The following is a 17,762-nucleotide window of genomic DNA, read 5'->3' on the forward strand; positions in this document are numbered from 1 at the left end:
GGCCGAACGAAGGGAGATATCGAGGCGGAATGTCCACCGAGCTGCACGAAATGCCATAAAATGGAAGCCGCCGTCACCCCGTGCACCGTTGGACCAGAGCTCGAGGTGAGGCCATGCCTGCCGTCACACCGGACAGCGTCTCAGGGTGCCGTGGGTCTGTCCTCGGGTGCCGAACCTGCTCTCCTGGCTCGTGCCAGCCGCACGGCGCGCAACAGGCGCAAGGGGAAGAGCCCCACCAACGGCGCCCGTCGCCCGAGGTCCTCGGCGTCCTCGTGGTCGAACGCCCGGGCATAACGCTCCGCGTCCTCGGCTCTCTCATACCGCTTGCTGCCGTGCGCCCCGCAACCGCGCTCGCAGCGCCAGCGCATGGTGGCGCCCTCGCTCCGGAAACGGAACCGGTGTCCGACGAGACGGCAGCGCAGCATGAGGAGGGACGTTACGCCGGACACGGGGCGCGAGCCCGGTCCCTCGCCCGTACGGCGGAGCGGCCGTGTCCCGAGGTGGAAGGGGCGGCGGCATGACCACCACCTCCGAACCCCGTGTCATCACCACGAAGGTCCCCACCCGTCTCGACCGGCTGCCGTGGTCCCGGTTCCACTGGCGGATCGTCATCGGCCTCGGCACCGTCTGGGTTCTCGACGGGCTCGAAGTGACCATCGTGGGCGCGGTCGCCTCACGCATGACCGAACGGAACAGCGGCATCCACCTCACCAGCGCGGACATCGGCACGGCCGCCGCGATCTACGTGGCGGGCGCGTGCGTCGGTGCCCTGCTCTTCGGCCGGCTCACCGACCGCTACGGGCGCAAGAAGCTGTTCATGCTGACGCTCGGCATCTACATCCTCGCCACGGTCGCGACCGCCTTCGCCCACGACGCCTGGTACCTCTATCTCGCCCGGTTCTTCACCGGCATGGGCATCGGCGGGGAGTACGCGGCGATCAACTCGGCCATCGACGAGTTGATCCCCGCCCGCAACCGGGGGCAGGTGGACCTGGCCATCAACGGCAGCTACTGGGTGGGGGCCGCCCTGGGCAGCCTGGCCGCCCTGGTGCTCCTCGACGAGAACCTGCTGCCGGCCGGTCTCGGCTGGCGGCTGGCCTTCGGGCTCGGCGGCATCCTCGGCCTCGGCATCATGATGGTCCGCCGCCATGTACCGGAGAGCCCGCGCTGGCTGTTCATCCACGGTCACGAGGACGAGGCCGAACGCATCGTCGACCAGATCGAGGCCGAGGTGCGCCGGGAGACCGGTCAGGACCTGCCCGAGCCGACCGAGGCCGTCACCGTGCGGCAACGTGACGTGATCCCGTTCACCGAGATCGCCCGAGTGGCCCTGCAGCGGTACCCGCGACGCGCCCTCCTCGGCCTCGCCCTGTTCGTCGGCCAGGCCTTCCTGTACAACGCCATCGTCTTCGACCTGGGCACGCTCCTGAGCGGCTTCTTCGGCGTGGGCTCCAGCTCCGTGCCGTACTTCCTGACCATCTTCGCGATCGCCAACTTCCTCGGCCCGCTGTTGCTCGGTCGGCTCTTCGACACCGTGGGCCGCAAACCGATGATCGCGGGCACCTACTTCGGCTCGGCCGCCATGGCGGTGCTCCTCGCCGTCCTGCTGGTCAACGGCTCGCTGACGGCCTGGTCGTTCTTCCTTCTGGTCTCGCTGACCTTCTTCGTCGCGTCCGCCGGAGCGAGCTCCGCCTACCTGACCGTCAGCGAGGTCTTCCCCATGGAGACGCGAGCCCTGTCCATCTCCCTGTTCTTCGCCGTCGGCACCGCCCTGGGCGGCATCACCGGGCCGCTGCTGTTCGGACACTTCATTCACAGTGGCAACACCACCCTCGTGGCCACCGGCTTCTTCATCGGAGCGGCGGCCATGGCCCTCGGCGGGCTGGCCGAGGTCGCCTTCGGGGTGAAGGCCGAGCAGCAGTCTCTGGAGAACATCGCCAGGCCGCTGACCGCCGAGGAAGCCGACGCGGCCTGGCGGGGTGAGCGGGCACCCCAGGACGAACGCGACCGCCTCCGCCCCGCGGGCGTACGGCTGGCCGCGCGCGAGCGGGACCGGCGGATCGCCGAGCGCACGGCCGGCCGCCGGGCGCGAGAAGGCACCGGGGCCCGGCGGTACCGACCGGGCGCCGGCTCGGGCAGTTCCTTCTACTCGCCGGGGATGGCCGGAACCGCGGGCGCCGCGAGCCGCACCTCCGCCATGGCCGAGCAGCGCCTCGACGAGGAGATCGAAGAACTGGTCCGGGCCCTCGAAGAGAGCGGGCCCGCCACCCGCGAAGGGCTCGAGCGGGCCGTCCACGGCCGGTCGTGGGGTCCCGGGCGCTTCGCAGGGGCCTTGCGGGAGGCCGTCGGGGAGTCCCGCGCCCGCCGCCTGCCGGACGACCGCTACGCACCGCCGGACCGGCCCGGCAGGCCGGGCGGACCATCCGGCTCCCACCGGAACCGCAGCGCATGAGCTCCGGCCGGCACCGTGCTCACTTCCCCGGCCCCGGTGGTGGACCTGGTCAGGCGACGCAGGAAACCCGTCGCCGTCCCGACGGTGCGGTCGACCGCCGCCGCGGCCCCCGCCTACCTTGCCGGTCTGTGGCTGCCGGCGAGGTGCGGCCCCTGCCGGCTCCGGTGACGGCCGTGCTCGTCGTGCGGGTCACGCTGCACGCGACCTTGGCCCTCGGCATCCGGCGCTCCACCGGCGTGCCGATCGCCGTCGGCTTCGCGGACGCCGTGGGACTGACCTGGTGGGAGGTCTGCCGCGTTCGCCGCGGTCCGGCGGACTGCGGGGGTGGTGCGGCGGTCGTAGGGATCCGAGCAGGAGCTGGTCGTCCGGACGCCCCGGACGATGAAGAACACATCGCGAGCTGGGAGGAACAATGCGGAACCGGACACTGAGCAAGATCAGCACCAAGTTGTTGCGTCTGCGCCACGACTCGTCGCAGAGCTCACAGGACCGGACGGCGCCGGCCGACTACGGACTGGACCGCGGGCAGGTCGCCGAATTCGTCGCCGGCAGGCTGGACGCGGAGGCCGAGGCGGCGCTCGCCCATCAGGTGGCGCGGCTGCTGCCCTTCCACTGGACCTGGCCCAACCGGATCGCGGAGGCGATGTCCCAGCTCATGGACCACTTCGGTGATCAGCGGGAGCTGATGGCCTGGCTGGATCGGCATCCCGGCCTGCCACGGGTGGTGGCACGCCTGTACGTCTTCATGGGCCTGCTCGACTTCTACAGTGCGATGCCCGCGGTCGTGACCGCGATGCGTGAGTACCGGGAGCGGACACCGTACCCGCCGGGCCTCAAGCCCTACCTGGTGCCTGCCACCGACGACGACACACTCGCGAGCCTCGCTTTCAAGGTCGAGAAACTGCTCAGCGAGGAACAGACCCGGGAGGCCGTCGAACTGGCCCTGGCCACTGCGGCATGGCTGCAGCAGATCGCACCGCGCGCGCGGGAGCTGAACCCTGAGGTCGGCGACCTGGACGAGCTGATGGGGCAGGCGCAGCAGGACATCCGGGCGGCAGCAGCCGACATGTGAACACGAACAGTGCCCCTACGCGATTCCGAGCACGTCCACCGCGGCGGTGTGCTCCTTGCCGAGGCAGGCGCCGGACAGCGGAAACACGCGGAATCGGGAACGCCGCCGCGCACCTGCAGGGAGTGCTGGACGGCAGGCGGGCCGGGAACCGGTGACAGCGAGGCCGAAAACACGGCGCACCCTCCCCGGCCCCCGGCGGCGGATCGTCCAGGGGCGCTAGGTGTCGTCGCCCCGCTCGCCCTCCGCCTGGGACGGCTCGCTCCGTGGGACGTCGGGGTGCTGTTCCCTTGCGGTGCGCTCGCCCGTCTCGTCCCGCTCGCCCTCGGCCTGCGAGGGTGTGCGCGAGTACCAGGCGTCGTAATCAGGAGCTCCGGATTTCATGACGGGCCTCCTTCGTCGCTCACTTCCATCCTCCCCCAGCAGGCCGCGGTGCAACATCTGCGGCCTCACCCGTGCGAGCGGCGATGCAGCGGCTTCCGAAGAGGCGATCCCGGTCGGACAGCGCCCGCAGCCGGCCCAGATCGCCGGCGCGGACGCCGTCCCGACGCCGATCCCCCACACCCGGAGATCGCACATGGCCTGAGGGGCTGGTGGCCGGCACGTGTCCGGTGAAGTGATGGGGGGAAGCACCTGGTACGGCGCGTGCCACAGGACGAGTCTCACAAAGAAGGGGGCAAGAATGCTGTCGGAGGCAATGACGGCGTTGGCCGCGGTGGGGGGCACCACGGTGGTGCAGGCCGCAAGCACTGACGCATGGGCGGGGCTCCGCCAGCAGCTGGGCCGTTGGCTCGGCCGAGGAGACCCGCAGCGCGAGAACGCCGAACTGGCGCGCCTCGACCAGACCGCAGGCGAGCTGAACACCGCCGTGCCGGCGGAGCTGGAGCGGATGCGCATCCGTCAGGAGGCGGCGTGGCAGGTCCGTATCGAGACGCTGCTGGAAAGCCTCGACGACACCGAGCGGGCCCAAGCCGCTGAGCAACTGAGCGCCCTGCTTGGCCAGTGCACTGCCCACAGGGGGGTATCAGCCGGCCAGGGCGGGACAGCCGTCGGCGGGAACGTGGACATCCGTGCCGACCACAGCTCCGCCGCCGCCTTGAACATGGGCAGCGTGACTTTGGGAAACCCTCCGCAGCCGGGCCCGGCCGGGAGCTGAGCGGGCCCGGTGCCACCACCCCGGCTTCGAGCCCAGCCCCGTCCGCCTTTGTCCAGGCAACGCGTGGCGGGATCGCGGCCTACAGCGTAGGGCAGCTCCATCAGCATATTTCCGGGAAGCAGGGCGTCGCCCGGGTCGATCCTCCTCGACCTGTCGCATCGTGGACGGCGCAACAGCTCGGCGTCCACCCGGCCATCCACGGCACGCGCCGAGCGGCCGACGACCGCGCCTTCGTCCTTCCGGATTACATCGAACGCGACCACGACCGGCAACTGCGCGACCAACTGGTGAAGGCAGCTCGCGCTGCGCAGACGACGTTGGTACTGGTACGCGCCGAGTCATGCACGGGCAAGACCCGTGCATGCTTCGAGGCCGTCCGCGCCTGCCTGAACGACTGGCAGCTGGCCTTCCCGAAGAATGCCAGAAGGCTCCTCGCTCTGCTCGATGCCGACGCCCTCGGCCCGCGCACCGTCCTGTGGCTCGACGACGCCCAGAGCCACCTCATCGGGACCGACGCAGAGGAGGCCGCCGCCGCAGTGCGCAGTCGACTGGAGCACCCCGGCCCGTTCGTGATCCTGGGCACGCTGTGGCCCGACCACCACCGCACCCTGACCACCACCCCAAAGCACGGCAACGACACCTACCACAACGCCCGAGCCCTGCTCAGCCAGGCCACACCAGTCGACGTTCCGGCATCTTTTCCCACCACTGCCTTGCGAAGCTCGCTCGTCCGCCACGACCGATCCCTGGCCACGGCCGTGAGCACCAGCGCCGACGGGAGGATCACCCAGACCCTCGCGGCAGGTCCGCAACTGGTAGATCACTACAACCAGGCCGCCAGCCACAACCCCTACGGCCACGCCGTCATCACCATCGCTATGGACGCCCGCCGCCTCGGCCACAGCTCACCCCTGCCGGCTGCACTCCTCAAGGCTGCTGTCCCCGGCTACCTGACCGAGCAGCAGCGTGCCGCCGCCGAACCCGACACCTGGTTCGCCCACGCTCTCGACTATGCGTGTGACAGGGTCATGGGCGTGGTGGCAGCTCTGGAGCCGGTCGCCAGCCCCGATGGCATGGGTGCCGTCCCCGACATCTACCGCCTGAGCGACTACCTCGACCACCACGCACGCACCGTCCGCCGCTTCGCCTTCCCGCCGGCCTCCTTCTGGACTGCGGCACGGGACCACGCGGCTGACACAGCAGACTTGGAAGCCTTGGCGGAAGCGGCCGATCACCGAGGCTTCTTCAGCATCGCGGACGACTTGTACCAGCGCGCCGCCGACGGCGGCGGCGCGAGCGCCCTGGCAGAGCTTGCTTGGCGGCGGACCCAGGTCGGCGACCTCGACGGTGCAGAACAGCTGCTCCAGCGGCTGATGAACGCCGGAGACACGGGTGCCCCGTCCCAGCTGGCGCATTTGCGGCAGCGCGCTGGAGACCTCGACGGCGCGGAAGCCCCCGCCCGGCTGGCCGCCGACGCTGGAGACACGGGCCCCCTGGTGGAGCTGGCCTGGCGGCGCGGAGAGGCTGGGGACCTCGACGGTGCAGAACGGCTCGCCCAACGGGCCGCTGATGCGGGAAACATCAACGCTCTGGTGCGGCTGGCACGGCGGCGCGAGCAGGCTGGGGACCTCGACGCTGCAGAACGACTCGCCCAACGGGCCGTTGAGATCGGAGGTCGAGACGCCCTGGTACGGCTGGCGCAGGCATATGAGCGTGCCGGAGACGCCGAATCCGCGAAAAGATGGAGGCGATTCGGGCTGTAGATCACCGGTCCGAAACTGTGTCACCCGGTAGCCCTCGCTGTGAACGAACGTGCATCTCCTGCAAGGCGAGTCAGCGATGCCCACCACCCTGCCTCATGAGACACGGCGAAGTCCGGTCATCGACCCGAATTCACCAGCCCGAGCTGACTGGCCCCATTTCGTCGACCCGAACTCAACGGCCCACCGGACATGTCGAAACGGGGAGGCGCCGCGCGGGCGCCTCCCAGTCGCTGTCGACGGCGAGGAAAGCGAAGGAACTCGTTCAGGAAAGGAATGGAGAAGGAAGCCCCTTCATGGCCTCGCCGCGGGCAACGCTAGCACTCAGCCCGGGATCAAGTCGCGCAGGTTTTCGAGGGTGATGACACGGGACTCCGGGTGCAGACCCTCGGGGCGTTCCAGACCGATGTACGTCACGGGCTCATCCCTGGCCGGCTCGCCGTCCCACAGCTCCACGGCCGTGGCATCTCCGGACATCAGGTCGATCAGGTACCCCACCGTCAGATACTCGCGCTCCACGACGGCGCGCACCACCTTGGACACCGAAACCTGGTTCTCCTCGACCCGGTTGCCCGCCGAGATGCCCTTCAGGTACAGGTGCAGCCACTTCGCGCGCCACCGGCCGTCGTCCTCGCGCCGGAACACCAGCGGCAGCGCCACTCGGCCCGTCCCGCGAAGGTCCGACTTCGTCCGCACCGTGCGCGGCTCGAACGGTCGGCCCTTCTGCTCACGGTCGCGCAGCATGAAACCGAAGAACGACTCCTGGACCTCCTCGAAGCTCTCGCCGGCATAGATGTCGACCTGCGGAACGATGAAGGTGCCGCGTACCCGGTCCAGGGACAGGTTGATGAATTCCGAGGCCCCCTCGGGGGCCTCGGTGACATCGCCCGAGTGCTCGCCGCCGACAGCCCTGAGGGAGGTGTAGGAGAGCCAGGAGTCGGTGCTGTAATCGGTGCGGAGAAGCAGCGCCGAGAGGTCGTAGTCGGTGCGGTCCTCGGTCTCCTTCCAGTACACGAAGAAACGCAGCTGTTCGCCGTCGACCGCCGAGACCGAACCTCGCGGCAGTACGCCGAGCCCGGCCGCGGTCGCCTTGCCGCTGAGCGGGAGTGCCACGTCGAGGACGTCGGGGTCGAGCAGCAGCCGGCCCGGTGCCGGAAGTCTGCCGCGGATCTCGGCGTCGAGGGCGGCGATCAGACGGTCGCGGTCGGCGGCGGGCACGGGCGGCCGTACGTCGGTGGCGACCCAGCCGCGGCCTCGGCGGTTGATGAAGATCCGGGGTTCGCCGGTCTCCCGCTCCCGGTTCTGGAGGTGCTCGCGGACCGAGAGCACGACCCGGCCGGAGACCTGGGGCGCCACCCGCACCGCGGCGGCCACCACCGCGTCCCGCTCCTTCTGGTCGGCGGCGATACGCAGCAGGAGGTCCAGGGCGCGGAACAGCTTGCCGGGAGCGGACTTCAGCAGCCGGACGGCACCGAGGACGTCGAACGCGTCGAGCAGCTCCTCGACACGGCTGTCGAAAGACCGCGCCTCCTTCTCTCCCCGCGCTACGGCGAACACGTCGGCGGCGTGCGGCCAGCGCGGGTACTCGTGCGGGTGGAGGCGCTCGCCGAGCCGCTTGAAGGGCTCCCGGTAGGCGTGCACGTCCGCCAGCTTGGCGGGGTTCGCCGCGACGACGGCGTCGAGACCCGCGAGCAACGCGCGGCGTGCCGGCCGCGAGAGAGCCCGAAACCGGGTCGGCTGCTGCAGCGTCACGTCGCCGCCCGACAGCGCGCAGGCCAGCCGCAGCACGTCGACGACGGTGTCCAGCAGGAGGTCCGCCCCGACGGCGAGACGGGCCTCGTTGACGACCGACCGGTTCTCCCGGACCGGGATCGACTCCGGCTGGGGGCCGGGCGCGCAGCGCTGGGCCAGGGTCCTGAGGTCGCGCAGGTCGTCTTCGCCCAGTGGCGTCGTGCTACCCGCCAAGGCCAGGTAGAGGTCCGTGAGCTCGTCGTCCAGGTCCCGCCCGAGGTGCAGGACGGTCACCCGGTCGCCCGCCGCGGCGATCAGCTCGTCCTGCGCCGCGAGCATCTCCTCGTAGGTGTGCTGGTAGCGGCCGTACGCAGGGAGGCTGAGCAGGTCCAGCACTCCGTGTGCCAGCTGCGTCAGCACGCTCTCGCGTGATGTGCCGTCGCTCAGCGCCTGCGACACACAGCGCATCCAGAACTCTTCGGTGTCGGGCACGTTCGCCGGGAAGTCGATGAAGTAGGAATGGTGACGGGCGTGGTCGCCCACCATCTCGCTCACGGTCCGCAGCGTGCTCTTGGCGGTGTGCACGACCGCGGCCTCGCACAGCCCCGACAGCCGCGCCAGCAGCTCCGCCGAGAGCTTGAAGCCCACGGATGCCAGCGCCGCGTCGAACTGCCGTGCGGCGGCGGCCCCTTGGCCGGCGGAGCCCTGGGGGGACGGGAGGCGGTGGGTGTGACGGATGACCAGCGACTCGAAACTGTGCGCCATGCGGGGATGGTCGCAGAGGTGTGCGAGCCGGCGCACAGGAGTTTTCTCGGTACGCGCTCCGATGCCGTGGTGCCACGGGTGTGCCGCGCTCCGGCCGGCCGGAGCCTCTGCGGCTGTCCGCCCAGGACGCGCGCCGCGGCTCGCGAAAGCCTCCACGGCCCACTCCAGGGGCGTCTCGCCCGGCATGGGGCCACTGGCGAACGGCGCGATACCCCTGCCTCGAGCCCCGACCGTCGAGAAGAGGGTCTCCCGGCTGAGGCGGCTCGGAGTCCTCGAGGTCTTCGGCCCGCGCGCCAGCGCGTGATCGCGGCGCGCGGTTCGGAGGACCGCGCGAGGTGCAGGACCGGCGTCAAGCGCTGCGGGGGCGACGACCGGCGGTCTTCTTCGCGGTCGTCTGCTTTGCGGTCGTCTTCTTCGCGGTCGTCTTCTTCGCGGTCGTCTTCTTCACCGCGGTCTTCTTCGCCGGGGGCTGCTTTTCGCCGGCCGGCTTCCTCTTCGCTGTGGGCAGCTCATGCACCTCGGCCGGGGACTCGTTCCCACCGCGGGAGGCCTTGGCCTTCTGCACGGACTCGTTCAGTGCGGCCATCAGGTCCAGCACCTGGGCCGGCTCCTCCGGCTCGGGCGCCTCCGGGAGCGGCCTCTCCTCCCGCTTCGCCTCGATGATCTGCGCGATCGCCTCCGTGTAGCGGTCGTGGAACTCCTCGCCCTCCAGATCCTCCCGCGTCATCGAGTCCATCAGTGCAAGCGCCCCTTCGATCTCCGCCTCGCTCACCTCCACCGCGGGCGGCAGCAACTCCGCGGGATCGCGGATCTCGTCCGGCCAGCGCATCGCGTGCAGCACCAGGACGTCGTCACGCACGCGCAGCAGGCCGAGCCGCTCCCGCCCGGACCAGGCGTACTTGGCGACGGCCACCTTCGCCGAACGGCCCAGCGCCTTGACCAGGAGCTTGTAGGGCTTGGCCGCGACCTGCCCGGCGGGCTGCAGGTAGTAGCCCTCGGCGATCCGGATCGGGTCGACCGACGCCAGCGGCACGAACGCGTCGATCTCGATCGCCTTCGCCGTGGGCAGCGGCAGACTGCTCAGATCCTCGTCCGTGATCGGGATGACCTGCGTCCTGGTCAGCTCGTAGCCCTTGCCGATCTCCTCCTGAGGCACCTCACGGTCCTCCAGCTCGCACACCTTGCGGTAGCGCACCCGACCCTGGTCGGCCAGGTGGTACTGGTGGAAACGGATGCTGTGGTCCTCGGACGCGCTGACCACGTTGATCGGCACCGTGACCAGGCCGAAGCTGATGGCGCCGGACCAGACGGTTCGGGGCATGGCAGACCTCCGCAGTAGCCCCGAGCACCATCAGCCTACGAGCGCCACACAACGGATGCCGGGTGGGGCGGCCGAACGATGTCGGGAGTCACCCTGATGCGGCCCGAGCCGGTGACGACAGCCGCCGGTGGGTGGCTCGGGATCTGCGGGGCCATCTCGATCGATCCCTGGCAGACGACGGCGGAGACGACTGGTGGCAGGAGCCGGACGCCGCGAGCGCAGCAGCCACCACAGGCCCGGATCGTGCCCCAGCCGATCCGCGTACGAGACGGCCGGCGATCGACGGCGTCGGGCCGGGGTGCGACAGCAGCCGGACCGACGCCGTCAGCTGAGTGAATCCGCTCGGAGAGACGCCCCTGGGGCCGACCACGGAGGTCGAAGGACAAGCTGAGGCCCGCGAGCTTCGCAGGCCTCCGCTCGGCGGATCGGATCAGGCGGGAGGCCTGGATCAGTGGCCGTCGACGACGCCGGAGGCCGCGATCTCGACCTTGCCCTTGGGAGTGCCGGACTGCGAGCCCAGGGCCTCGACCTGGTCCACGAGCTCCTGGCCCTCGACGACCTCGCCGAAGACGACGTGCTTGCCGTCGAGCCAGGGGGTGAGGGCCGTGGTGATGAAGAACTGCGAGCCGTTGGTGTTGCGGCCGGCGTTCGCCATCGACAGCAGGTACTTGCGGTCGTGCTTCAGCTGGAAGTTCTCGTCCTCGAACTTCTCACCGTAGATGCTCTTGCCACCGGTGCCGTTGTGGTTGGTGAAGTCACCGCCCTGCAGCATGAACTGGGGGATGATGCGGTGGAAGCCCGACCCGGCGTAGCCGTAGCCGTTCTGGCCGGTGGCCAGCTCACGGAAGTTGCGCGCGGTCTTCGGGACGACCTCGTCGAAGAGGCTGAAGACGATACGGCCGGCGGGGGCGCCGTTGATGCTGATGTCGAAGTACACGTTACTCATGGGGTCCATCCTGTCACGGCTGACGCCGGCCACCCGAAACGGCCACGGGTCACCGGATGCACAGAACGCGTTCAGCGCATCAGGTAGGTGCCCCGGACGCACGGCAGTGCGGCCCGCGTCGCGGCGGGGAGGCCGGCCACTGGGTGCACCCGGTGCCGCGGTGCACCGGGGATGTACGCCGCGACCGCCACGGTCCGCAGCACGGTGACGAAGTGCCGGACGCGTACCTGCTGGACGTCGTCGGCGCGTTCGTGCGGTCCGGGGCCTGCGGTGTCGCCGGGAAGTGGTTGCTCAGTCCCGGAAGACCTCCTTCTTGTACGCGGCGATCTTCTTGACCTCCGCCAGCTTCTCCGCCCCGGTGAAGTTGTTCAGGTGGGCCGCCATCGCGACGGGGTCCTGGACGCTGAGCAGGAACTCGGCCATCTCCTCGTTCTTGACCACGTCACGGAGTTCGGCGTCGGTCAGCGGGACGAGCCCCCATCGCCGCCGTGGCTCGCTGGGCCACCGCGTCACGGTGGACACGGGCGGCGGAGAGCGCGTCGTTGCGGTAGAACGCACCGCTCATCTTCGTCGTCCTCCGGCGCTCACAAGTGAAGGGGCCGGCTCCAACACTTCCACGGGAGACGGTCGCGTCCTCATGTCCCGCGGGGCGAACCCGGGGCAGACCCGGCGCCCCGACGGACCCGAACCGGCACCCGCCGCGTCCCCGGGCGCCCGCGGAACGTGCCTGGTCCGCACGGTCCGGTGGATGTGTCCCGGTAACCCCGGCCAGGGCCTACGCGACCGGTACCGACGCGCCCCCGTCGCCGTGTCTCACCCGGGTCCGGGACGCCAGCCCTCGGGCCGTAGCATCCCCAGCAGGAGCCGCACCAGTTCGTCCACCACCTCGTCCAGGGTGGCGTCCACCCAGCCCCGGCTCCAGTCGTGCAGCAGGCCGTTGACGCTGCCGATGAAGGCCGCCGCCGCGAGCCGGTAGTCGCGCGGAGCCGCCTCTCCGCGCGCCACCGCCGCGTCCGCCTCGCCGCGGATGAGGTCGATCCAGTGCGCCCGCCGGGCGAGCCGCTGCTCCTCCAGGCGGGCGCTGACACCGATGATCTCCACGAAGGCGATCCGGATGCGGCGCGGGTCGAAGGTGACGTCGCGGGCGTAGGCGTGGAAGAGCACGGCGACCCGCTCGGCCAGCGGCAGGCCCTGCGCCGAGGCGAGCGCGTCCAGCACCGCCTGCTCGGCCCAGTCGTTGACCTGGAGATGGAGCGCGGCCAGCACGTCCTCCAGGGTGCGGAACTCCTCGTAGAACTGGCGGGTGGACAGGCCCGCGGCCTGGCTCAGCGCGGCGACGGTCGTGCCGCGGTAGCCCGGGCCCTCGCCGAACAGCCGCAGCGCGGCGTCCAGGAACCGGCGGCGCCGCTCGGCCTGGCGCTCCGCCGCGGTCCTGCCGCCGTAGCGGCCCGTCGGCGCTCTCAGCCTCCCCGTCACGCGTCCCCCTCCGCCGTGCCACCGCTCCAATCTTGTCGTGCACACATCTTGTCGAGAAGCCCGCCTCCTCCTTACTTTTCAGTAAGCACACAGTGAAAGCGCGCGTGTTCAGATTCCCTCCGCAGAATCCCTTGAAGAGAGAGAGCAGTCATGCCTGCCTCCAGAACCAGGCACCTGTGCTCCGTGGCCGCCGCCCTCGTCCTGACCGCTGCCGCACCGGCGGCCGCCGCCTCCGCCGCCCCGGCCACGTCCGACGGCCTGCGCGAGGTGCTGTTCGTCGGCAACAACTGGGACGGCACCGCCGATGTGGTCACGTCCTCCGGCGACTTCGCGAAGGTCGGCCGGATCGACGTCGTCCCCGACAAGCAGCAGCGGTTGGCGGAGATCAACGCCGACCCGATCAAGTGGATCTACTACACGTCCATCCGCAACGAGGTCGGCGAGGGACACGACCAGTACGTGGACGACATGTACTCCACCCCGGACGGGAAGTCCGTGGTCGTCTCACGCCCGAGTTTCGCCGACGTGGTCTCCATCGACCTGGCGACCGACAAGGTCAACTGGCGTTTCCCGGTGGCCGGTTACCGCGCCGACCACATGGCCGTCTCCCCCGACGGCACCCGCGTCGCGGTCTCGGCCTCCACCGCCAACAAGGTGCAGGTACTGGACGTCGTCACGGGGAGGGAAGTCGGCGAGTTCGGCACCGGCGACAAGCCGCACGAGAACTTCTTCACCGACGGCGGGAAGTACATCTGGAACATGTCGATCGGCGAGGTGACCACCTCCCTCGACGCTCCGGGCTGGGACTGGACCAAGGGTGACCGCCACATCACGATCGTCGACGCGACCACGTTCAAGCAGGTCAGGACCATCGACATGCGACAGCGGCTGGACGCGATCGGCCTGAAGGACTTCTCCGACGCGGTGCGGCCCGCCGCCTTCACGCCCGACTGGTCCAAGCTGTACTTCCAGGTGTCGTTCTTCAACGGCTTCCTCGAGTACGACGTCGCCACCGACAAGATCACCCGGGTGCGGACGCTCCCGGAGAACCCGGCGACGAATCAGGACCGGACCACCTGGCTGCTGGACTCCCGCCACCACGGCATCTCCATGAACCCGCAGGGCACCAAGCTGTGCGTGGCCGGGACAATGGACAACTACGCGACCGTCGTCGACCGGGCCACCTTCGACGTGGGCCCGCTCGTCACGGCTTCGACGCCGTACTGGGCGACCGTCAGCGGCGACGGCAAGGACTGTGTCATCTCCGAGGCCGGCGCCGACCGGATCACGGCCATCGACTTCGCCACCGGGCAGAAGGTCCTGTCCGTGCCGGTCGGCGACCATCCGCAACGCGTCCGCCTCGGGCATGTGCCGGCCGACTGGACGGGCCCGAACGGGGGTTGAGCCGTGCGGTGACCGGAGGGCTGAGCCGGGGGGTCGAGCCCGTACGGCTTCCGGGACGCCCCACTCGCCCGGAGGCCGTACGGCTACGCATCGGAAATACGCCGTCACCCCGGCGGCCGGCTCGGACCAGCCACGGGAGGCGGACCCACACCGTCCGTGGGCCCGTGAGCGAAGAGCCGTCAGGACGGACCGGGCCAAGCCGCTGGAGCCGGCGCGGCGACCCCGCAGAATTTAGGAGGCAGGGTTCCACTGCTGATTCTGCGGGGCCGCCGCTTTGCTCGCGTACCCCGCGTTGCGTCCGATACGCCCGATCTCTTCCGGCCACCCGTGGGGGTGTCCACATGCGCGTGTGGGGCCCGGCCGTCTCCGGCCGGGCCCCACATCACTTCGCGGGCGGCGTGCTCCGCACGCTCAGCCGCTTTCGGCTACCAGCGGTACCACCGGCCCTTTCGGCCGCCGCTGTCCGCGGACCGGACGACGAAGCCCAGCAGCCACACGATGAGCACGATCACCGCGATCCACCACAGCGCCTTCAGCGCGAAACCAGCACCGAACAGGATCAGAGCCAGCAGAAGAACCAGAAGCAGGGGAACCATAGTTATCAACCTCCTGACCACCGCATGCCCTTACTCCGTCCCTACAAGCGCCCAAAACAAGAGTTACTTCCGCCGAGGAGAGGGCATACGCGCCCCGCCCGCATTCCCGCCATCGCGCACCTCACGCACCACGACAACGCGTCCCCGGGCACCCAAGGTGCCGCGCACCGGCCCGTGCGCGCCCAGGCGACGGGCGAGGCGGTCGCACCTCGGCCCCCTGACCGAACCCGCCACAGTGGGTTGTGAGGCCGCGGTCCGGGCGATGCCGACGCCGGCCGCGACGAGCACGCCGGCGGCAGCGATGGCGATACCGACCTGCTGGACGAGCGACCGGGCGGCGGTGGACGGCACAGCCGGGCCGCGGGGCGCCATCCGGATTCGCTTCACGCTTCGTCGCGGTGGGTGAGGTGGCCGTCGGTGAGTCGCCAGTAGTGGCGGTGAGGGGTCTGTAGCCAGGTCTCGTCGGCGGCGACGGCCTGTGCGACCCATTCGCGGAGTTGCGGGAGGGCGCGTGTCTGCAGGAGGGCTCGGGTGGCAGCACGCTCAGTGGCGTCCACGGGGTGGACGTCGATGCGGAAGCCGATCGTGTCCGGGTGGATGCCGCGGCCGTGGTTGCGGGGTTCTGGAGCAATCCATTCGGCTCCCAGGACGATCGTCCCGCTGTCGTGCCCGGTGAGGAACCGGAGGTCCGTGACGCGGTCCATACGGGGGCCGAGGCACTCGCTGATGTCGGTGGTGGTCAGTGGCCAGGCACGGTGCCGGGGCAGTCTTCGATTTCGCGCGGACATGGGAGCAAGAGTGGCACGGGTCGGTGACACCCGTCATGGGCGTCCCGTTCGGCGGCGGTTTCCGCACGTTCGACTCATGGGCAGGCACCCCAACTCGGCTTTGACGCCGACGCATTCCCCGTGTGCGCCGACATCGACGCAACCACTGTCCTGAAAGGCACCTCCTCATACACGACGAGAACGTCGATGAAAGGACGCCGATGCACACCACCCGCCACCTCAACCTTGTGGTCCTGCACGATCTCGACGACGCCCTCGCCGCCGTCAAGGAAGCCCTGGCGCACGCCGACGCCGCGGAGGCACCCGGACTGCGCAAGGCACTGACGGTGATCGAGGCAGCCGCCCGCAGTGACGAGGACCTGAAGATCCGATGGGCCCGCGAGACCCTCGGCCGGGCCGGGCTGACCGCGGGGGACAAGTCCGTTCGGGCGATCAGGGAGCTGCGCCGGACGGCTCCGCAGCTCGGTCTTGCCGAGGCCGTCGAACTGGTCACCCTCGCGGCGAAGCACTGACATGGCCCGACGCGACACCCCCCGCCACCGGCGCGGCACTGGGCGAACGGAGCCGAATCCGGTGCCTGGGAGGCGGCCGGCGTCGGTGCGCAGGCCGCCCCCCGCGCCGAACCCCGGCGAAGGATCGGATCGACGGTTGACCGCATCGTTCGCCCCGCCGGATCCACTCGGTGTGCGGCGGGTCGCCTGCCGGCCCTGTTGACGCCGGGCGGCGTCTCCCCTGCCGGTACGGTCAGCCCCCCGGGGCGGCGTGCCAGCCGTGCCATCGGCTGACGCTGATCACGAGCGCCGGACCGGCCGGCGGTCGTTGCCGGTACGGCGCGTACTTCTCGCGCAACAGGGTGACGGCCGCCGGGTACTCGCCCTGGGTGCCGGGCGGCAGCACGCGGGCCTCGCCGTCCGCGCGGACCCACCACAGCCGCTCCCAGTCCTCGTCGTACGCGTCGACGAGCAGGCAGACAGCCGGGTGGGCCGCGATGTTGTCCAACCGTTTCAGCCGCTGCGACCTCTTCGGTTTCCAGTCGACGGCCGTGACGATCTCCTCGCCGCGGGCCGCGAAGACGACCGGTACCAGATGCGGGCGCAGGCCCGCGTCCACCGTCGCCAGGCGCGCCACCCGCGCGGTCGTGAACCGGCGGCGCGCCTCGTCCTCGGCCATGTCCGGCACGGTCGGCTCCTGTTCAGCGGCAGTCGCTAGCCGTCACGGTGGCCGGACGTGGCCTCGGCGAGTTCGTCCAGGGTGCGCAGCGTCTGGTCCTCCGGCAGGGTCGGCAGATACAACAGAACGCGTTCGACGCCGAGTTCGGCGTAGGTGTCGAGCGCCTCCCGGTCGTGACGGCCCGCGTACACCACGACGGACGGGCGGCCACCGGCCTTCTGCCGCATGCGTGCGATGAGTTCACCGAGCTTCTCGAGCGGCGGTTCGCTCGGCATCCACGCCGCACCGTACTCGGCCACGCGCTCGAAGGCGCGCTCGCTCTCGCCGCCGACCCAGATGGGCGGATGCGGCTTCTGGACCGGCTTGGGCCAGGCGTAGACGGGGTCGAAGTCGACGAAGTCGCCGTGGAACTCGGCCTTCTCCTTGGTCCACAGCTCGATCATGGCGCGGATGCGTTCGTCCATGAGCTTTCCACGGACGGCCGGATCCGTCCCGTGGTTGCGCATCTCCTCGCGGTTCCAGCCCGCGCCGACCCCGAACACGGCCCGGCCGCCGGAGATCAGATCGAGGGAGGCGACCTCCTTCGCGGTGTGGATCGGGTCGCGCTGGACCACCAGAGCGATGCCGGTGCCCAGGAGCAGGTCACGGGTCACCGAGGCGGCAGCGGCGAGCGCGACGAACGGGTCGAGCGTCCGGTAGTAGATCCTCGGCAGCTCGCCGCCCCCCGGGTACGGGGACTCCCGCTCGACCGGAATGTGCGAGTGCTCGGCCAGCAGCAGGGAGTCGAATCCGCGCTCCTCCAGGGCGGGTCCCAACGCCTTGGGGCTAATGCCCTCGTCGGTGACAAATGTCGATACTCCGAACTTCATCCGCGACCACCTCGTCTCGTCGGCACACCAGCTGTAAGTGTGACCCGGCCGGTCGCTCCTCGTCGGGTACGGCGTCCCGCGGCGTGGCGTCCGGACCCTGTGCCCACTGTCACCGCCCGGCCGACGCGTCCGCCGGCCGCCGCAGGGTCACCGCGCGCAGCGTCGCAGTGGTGAGCGCGAGAACGCCGGCGACCGCACGCGGGGCGTCACGGAGCCCGAAGACGATGTCCCGCGCCCGGCCCTCGCGGCCGTCCGGGAC

The 17,762-nt window shown here is 70.4% G+C and carries 16 protein-coding genes; 6 read left to right on the forward strand and 10 right to left on the reverse strand.

Annotated features, from left to right (window positions below):
- Positions 1–517: 517 nt before the first annotated feature.
- Entirely contained in the window at positions 518–2,452 is a 1,935-nt protein-coding gene (locus ABVB68_RS11935) for an MFS transporter (protein ID WP_353600913.1), read from the forward strand.
- Between the two features lie 412 nt (positions 2,453–2,864).
- On the forward strand, positions 2,865–3,524 hold the full coding sequence (locus tag ABVB68_RS11940) for a hypothetical protein (protein ID WP_353600914.1): 660 nt from the start codon (positions 2,865–2,867) through the stop codon (positions 3,522–3,524).
- A gap of 216 nt (positions 3,525–3,740) precedes the next feature.
- Here ABVB68_RS11940 and ABVB68_RS11945 read toward each other — a convergent pair whose 3' ends face one another.
- A complete protein-coding gene (locus tag ABVB68_RS11945) occupies positions 3,741–3,905 on the reverse strand; it encodes a hypothetical protein (protein WP_353600915.1) in 165 nt (54 codons plus the stop codon).
- 298 nt (positions 3,906–4,203) lie between these two features.
- On the opposite strand from ABVB68_RS11945, the gene ABVB68_RS11950 reads away from it, so the two are divergent.
- Together ABVB68_RS11950 and ABVB68_RS11955 are read left to right on the forward strand one after the other, a co-directional pair.
- The gene (locus ABVB68_RS11950; protein ID WP_353600916.1) at positions 4,204–4,677 is read left to right on the forward strand and encodes a hypothetical protein; all 474 of its coding nucleotides are present in this window, start codon (positions 4,204–4,206) and stop codon (positions 4,675–4,677) included.
- Between the two features lie 287 nt (positions 4,678–4,964).
- Positions 4,965–6,440: a tetratricopeptide repeat protein gene (locus tag ABVB68_RS11955; RefSeq protein ID WP_353600917.1), complete on the forward strand. Its 1,476-nt coding sequence runs from the start codon at positions 4,965–4,967 to the stop codon at positions 6,438–6,440.
- 321 nt (positions 6,441–6,761) lie between these two features.
- Here the strand turns inward: ABVB68_RS11955 and ABVB68_RS11960 are convergent, their stop codons facing one another.
- The 5 genes from ABVB68_RS11960 to ABVB68_RS11980 all read right to left on the reverse strand — a co-directional run bounded on the left by ABVB68_RS11960 (position 6,762) and on the right by ABVB68_RS11980 (position 12,676).
- On the reverse strand, positions 6,762–8,933 hold the full coding sequence (locus ABVB68_RS11960) for a TerD family protein (protein ID WP_353600918.1): 2,172 nt from the start codon (positions 8,931–8,933) through the stop codon (positions 6,762–6,764).
- Positions 8,934–9,282: 349 nt separating this feature from the next.
- Positions 9,283–10,254: a non-homologous end joining protein Ku gene (gene ku, locus ABVB68_RS11965; protein ID WP_353600919.1), complete on the reverse strand. Its 972-nt coding sequence runs from the start codon at positions 10,252–10,254 to the stop codon at positions 9,283–9,285.
- Between the two features lie 448 nt (positions 10,255–10,702).
- Entirely contained in the window at positions 10,703–11,200 is a 498-nt protein-coding gene (locus ABVB68_RS11970) for a peptidylprolyl isomerase (protein ID WP_353600920.1), read from the reverse strand.
- Between the two features lie 291 nt (positions 11,201–11,491).
- A complete protein-coding gene (locus ABVB68_RS11975; protein ID WP_353600921.1) occupies positions 11,492–11,722 on the reverse strand; it encodes a hypothetical protein in 231 nt (76 codons plus the stop codon).
- A gap of 291 nt (positions 11,723–12,013) precedes the next feature.
- Complete coding sequence (locus tag ABVB68_RS11980; RefSeq protein WP_353600922.1) at positions 12,014–12,676, reverse strand: TetR/AcrR family transcriptional regulator; 663 nt, start codon at positions 12,674–12,676, stop codon at positions 12,014–12,016.
- A gap of 150 nt (positions 12,677–12,826) precedes the next feature.
- Between ABVB68_RS11980 and ABVB68_RS11985 the strand changes: the two genes are divergently transcribed.
- Entirely contained in the window at positions 12,827–14,080 is a 1,254-nt protein-coding gene (locus ABVB68_RS11985) for a YncE family protein (protein WP_353600923.1), read from the forward strand.
- A gap of 425 nt (positions 14,081–14,505) precedes the next feature.
- On the opposite strand, the gene ABVB68_RS11990 is transcribed toward ABVB68_RS11985, so the two are convergent.
- Positions 14,506–14,676, reverse strand: a complete 171-nt coding sequence (locus tag ABVB68_RS11990) for a DUF5670 family protein (protein ID WP_037661814.1) — start codon at positions 14,674–14,676, stop codon at positions 14,506–14,508.
- Between the two features lie 383 nt (positions 14,677–15,059).
- Positions 15,060–15,464 carry a hypothetical protein gene (locus ABVB68_RS11995; RefSeq protein WP_353600924.1) on the reverse strand — a complete coding sequence of 135 codons (405 nt, stop codon included), beginning with the start codon at positions 15,462–15,464 and terminating at the stop codon, positions 15,060–15,062.
- A gap of 200 nt (positions 15,465–15,664) precedes the next feature.
- Here ABVB68_RS11995 and ABVB68_RS12000 point away from each other — a divergent pair, with 200 nt between their 5' ends.
- Positions 15,665–15,976, forward strand: coding sequence for a hypothetical protein (locus ABVB68_RS12000; protein ID WP_353600926.1), 312 nt, complete (start codon positions 15,665–15,667; stop codon positions 15,974–15,976).
- Positions 15,977–16,208: 232 nt separating this feature from the next.
- Here the strand turns inward: ABVB68_RS12000 and ABVB68_RS12005 are convergent, their stop codons facing one another.
- The gene (locus ABVB68_RS12005; protein WP_503006082.1) at positions 16,209–16,643 is read right to left on the reverse strand and encodes a TIGR03668 family PPOX class F420-dependent oxidoreductase; all 435 of its coding nucleotides are present in this window, start codon (positions 16,641–16,643) and stop codon (positions 16,209–16,211) included.
- A 26-nt stretch (positions 16,644–16,669) separates the two neighbouring features.
- Positions 16,670–17,503 carry an LLM class F420-dependent oxidoreductase gene (locus ABVB68_RS12010; RefSeq protein ID WP_353600928.1) on the reverse strand — a complete coding sequence of 278 codons (834 nt, stop codon included), beginning with the start codon at positions 17,501–17,503 and terminating at the stop codon, positions 16,670–16,672.
- Positions 17,504–17,762: the final 259 nt, after the last annotated feature.

It is taken from the genome of Streptomyces sp. NPDC096012 (assembly GCF_040426375.1).
Classification (GTDB): domain Bacteria; phylum Actinomycetota; class Actinomycetes; order Streptomycetales; family Streptomycetaceae; genus Streptomyces.

Bases quoted from the DNA above. Each gene is read 5' to 3' on its own strand.
- ABVB68_RS11935 (WP_353600913.1), top strand. From the start codon at position 518: ATGACCACCACCTCCGAACCCCGTGTCATCACCACGAAGGTCCCCACC.
- ABVB68_RS11940 (WP_353600914.1), top strand. From the start codon at position 2,865: ATGCGGAACCGGACACTGAGCAAGATCAGCACCAAGTTGTTGCGTCTG.
- ABVB68_RS11945 (WP_353600915.1), bottom strand. From the start codon at position 3,905: ATGAAATCCGGAGCTCCTGATTACGACGCCTGGTACTCGCGCACACCC.
- ABVB68_RS11950 (WP_353600916.1), top strand. From the start codon at position 4,204: ATGCTGTCGGAGGCAATGACGGCGTTGGCCGCGGTGGGGGGCACCACG.
- ABVB68_RS11960 (WP_353600918.1), bottom strand. From the start codon at position 8,933: ATGGCGCACAGTTTCGAGTCGCTGGTCATCCGTCACACCCACCGCCTC.
- ku (WP_353600919.1), bottom strand. From the start codon at position 10,254: ATGCCCCGAACCGTCTGGTCCGGCGCCATCAGCTTCGGCCTGGTCACG.
- ABVB68_RS11970 (WP_353600920.1), bottom strand. From the start codon at position 11,200: ATGAGTAACGTGTACTTCGACATCAGCATCAACGGCGCCCCCGCCGGC.
- ABVB68_RS11985 (WP_353600923.1), top strand. From the start codon at position 12,827: ATGCCTGCCTCCAGAACCAGGCACCTGTGCTCCGTGGCCGCCGCCCTC.
- ABVB68_RS11990 (WP_037661814.1), bottom strand. From the start codon at position 14,676: ATGGTTCCCCTGCTTCTGGTTCTTCTGCTGGCTCTGATCCTGTTCGGT.
- ABVB68_RS11995 (WP_353600924.1), bottom strand. From the start codon at position 15,464: ATGTCCGCGCGAAATCGAAGACTGCCCCGGCACCGTGCCTGGCCACTG.
- ABVB68_RS12000 (WP_353600926.1), top strand. From the start codon at position 15,665: ATGCACACCACCCGCCACCTCAACCTTGTGGTCCTGCACGATCTCGAC.
- ABVB68_RS12010 (WP_353600928.1), bottom strand. From the start codon at position 17,503: ATGAAGTTCGGAGTATCGACATTTGTCACCGACGAGGGCATTAGCCCC.